The sequence below is a fragment of the Mycobacterium sp. genome (genome assembly GCF_052145595.1).
GTDB lineage: Bacteria > Actinomycetota > Actinomycetes > Mycobacteriales > Mycobacteriaceae > Mycobacterium.
In genome coordinates this window covers 1-2626 of record NZ_JBKQOI010000135.1, presented here as the reverse complement: position 1 = coordinate 2626, position 2626 = coordinate 1, and the positions used below count along the sequence as shown (strand labels likewise).

The 2626-nt window shown below is 66.0% G+C and carries 4 protein-coding genes and 1 pseudogene; 1 reads left to right on the top strand and 4 read right to left on the bottom strand.

From position 1 onward, the window contains the following. From ACLP4W_RS12310 to ACLP4W_RS12295, 4 genes are all read right to left on the bottom strand, one after another. The coding region (locus ACLP4W_RS12310) for a TetR/AcrR family transcriptional regulator (protein WP_442386406.1) at positions 1-157 on the bottom strand (157 nt) is incomplete at its 3' end. Positions 158-173: 16 nt separating this feature from the next. Continuing rightward, positions 174-992 carry a thioesterase family protein gene (locus ACLP4W_RS12305; RefSeq protein WP_442386405.1) on the bottom strand — a complete coding sequence of 273 codons (819 nt, stop codon included), beginning with the start codon at positions 990-992 and terminating at the stop codon, positions 174-176. Between the two features lie 19 nt (positions 993-1011). After that, a complete protein-coding gene (locus ACLP4W_RS12300; protein WP_442386404.1) occupies positions 1012-1839 on the bottom strand; it encodes an SMP-30/gluconolactonase/LRE family protein in 828 nt (275 codons plus the stop codon). A 50-nt stretch (positions 1840-1889) separates the two neighbouring features. Next, positions 1890-2381, bottom strand: coding sequence for an SRPBCC family protein (locus ACLP4W_RS12295; protein WP_442386403.1), 492 nt, complete (start codon positions 2379-2381; stop codon positions 1890-1892). Positions 2382-2514: 133 nt separating this feature from the next. On the opposite strand from ACLP4W_RS12295, the pseudogene ACLP4W_RS12290 reads away from it, so the two are divergent. Continuing rightward, positions 2515-2626, top strand: a pseudogene (locus ACLP4W_RS12290) (thioesterase family protein); the annotation flags it as partial.

The following is a 2626-nucleotide window of genomic DNA, read 5'->3' as shown; positions in this document are numbered from 1 at the left end:
AGCGGTAGAGCGTGGGGCGCGATACTCCGGCCTGGGCAGCGACCTCGGACAGGCTGAGCTTGGTCTTGCCGTTTCGGCCGAGCACCTCGGCGGTGGCCGCGAGGATCCGCTGACGCGTCGAGGTGTCGGTCTCGGTCATGTTTTTCGCCTGGCTCATATCTGTCGCTCCCACATCAGGCTCGCCCGGGGCGCCGGCGTACCAGGACGCTCTGCTGGATGGCGCCGATCGCGCCCTGCTCGTCGAACAGCGTGCCGATCGTCGTGCCGATGCCGTCGGGGCCGTAGTTGGTCTCGGCGCGAATACCGATCCAGTCGCCGTCGGGGATCCGGAACACATGCACCGCGAGGTCGGTGTTGAGGAAGGTCCACTTGGTGATGTCGAGTTTGCTGCCGATGCCGTTGGCGCAGTCGGCCACCGCGAACAGTCGCTCCAACGGGGTCATGGTCTCGCCCTTGACGAGGTCGACGGTCGGTTTGATCCAGGATTCTCCCGGGCCTTCGTTCAACGGCGCGGTGAGCCATCGCCAGTCCAGGCTGTGCACGTAGTTGCGGTCCCAATCCTTGGCCAGGTCACGGCTTCGGGCCTCGGTCAACGGCCGGGGCAGGGGCGCCGCCGCGTGCGCCAGGGACGCCGTGTCGAGCTGCTGCAGTCGCCATCCGCTGGCGCGGGCGACGGGTCGGGGCTGACCGTCGGGACCCAGCCCCAGCATCTCGGCGCTGACGAGCTCGATCTGCTTGCCGCTGCGTTCCAGCTTCGGGCGAACCCACAGGCCGCCTTCGGCGGGCACCGGACCCAACAGATCGATGACCACCCGGCTCAGCCGGGCGTCGTCGCGCTGGTCGCAGCGTTCCAGAGCCCGAACCAGCAGCGCAGACACCGGCGCGGCGTGCTGTATCGCCGCCGTCCAGGTGCTCCGGACCAGATCCGTGGCCCTGAACTTCTCGCCCAGCGCGTCGGCACCGTCGATGAGCTCGTAATAGGAGTCGGTCACTCGTCAACCTCTCGCTGTGTCACGGCAGGCCGGCGCCCGGAGTGTCAACCGTGACGACGTCCAGCCGGGAGAGCCGGGTGCCGACCAGGCGCTGGGGATATGCGTCGGTGCTCGACAGCAAAAACAGCGTGCGGCGCTTCGGGCCGCCGAGTGCGCACGCGATGGCAACCCGATCACCTATGTCGATGCGGTCGGTCACCACGCCGCCTTGGGTGATCCGCTCGAACTGGTGGGCCAGCGTCATCGACGCCCACACCCCGCCCTCGGCGTCGAGCGCGATGCCGTCGGGCGGCCCGTCGAGGCCGCCCGCGAAAATCCGTCGGTCCCCCAGCCCGCCGTCATCGCCGATGGTGAACGCGGTCAGCCGCCGGCCGATCGATTCGGCGACGATCAGCGTCTTGCGGTCCGGCGTGATCACCATTCCGTTGGGGAAGTCGAGGTCTTCGGCGACAATAGTGGCACTGGTAGCACTGTCGTCGGGATCGAGGCGCGCGATGACGCCACCCGAAAACGCCTGGGATCCGATGTAGGCGCGGCCCTCGTCGTCGACGACCATGTCGCCGAGGTTGGCGGGCACCAGGTCGGTTAGATCGGCAATGGTGGCGACGGTCTCACCGTCGTAACACAGCACCTGCCGGTCTTCGGTCGAGGCGATCAGCAGCGACCCGTCGGGACGGAAGCCCAGGCCCGATGGGCTGTGCCCCGGCAGCGGCAGCGTGGTCAACGAGCCGCCCATGGTCGCGGTGTGTACGGCTTCGCCCAGCATGTCGGAGAACCACAGCAGTCCTTCGAACCAGCGCGGGCCTTCGCCGAAGCAGAATCCGTTGGCCAGCGGCTCGGGAATCATCCGCTCACGCCTTTGACAAATCTTCCGCTTTACAAAACACCGCAAAAGTGTCACGCACCGCGGGCACTGGTGTCAATCTTGGCGAGCTCGCGCGCGACGGCCTGATGATATGCATCGATCCTGGCCGGATTGGCCTGCTGGAAGAGCTGGTCGGGCAGCGGCGCATGTTTGTACGCCTCGATCGTCATGGTCCGGGAGAAAAGCGTGATGTCCTGGCCCGGCCTGGTGAACCGGTACGACACCGTGATGCGGCCCTCGAGGCCGCCTTTACCGCCGCGATCATGGCTGAGGCGACCGACCGAACTGAACACGAACAACGTGGGCCGATCGGCGATTGCCAGGTGCCAGCTGAAGATCCGTTCGCCGTCTTGACCCGCTTCCTCCCAGGTGTCGCCGACCTTGAGCGGAAGCTCCGGCAACTTGCCGATGTGTGCGCTGCCGGGGTAGGTCTTCGTCCAGTTAGCCGGGTTGGTGACGAAGTCGTACACGGTCTCGGCGGATTGGGTGAAGGCGGTCTCCGAGGTGCTGGTCACTATGCCCAATTGCGTTGCCTCTCTGTGCGTTCCGTTGGTGGAATGATTCGCTGGGCCGTAGTCTTGTTAGCCAAGCTTTACAAATCCTACTCAAAGTGTCACGCTGAGCCGTGAGCCGCTAGCGCGAGAGGTGGAGCTGATCTTGACCACGGAATCTGAGCAGACTGAGTGGACGGTGCACGGCCTGCTGGACCTGTTTGACGTGCAGGCCGACGGGCAGGATCGGTTCACCGGCGAAACCGGCATCGCCGTTG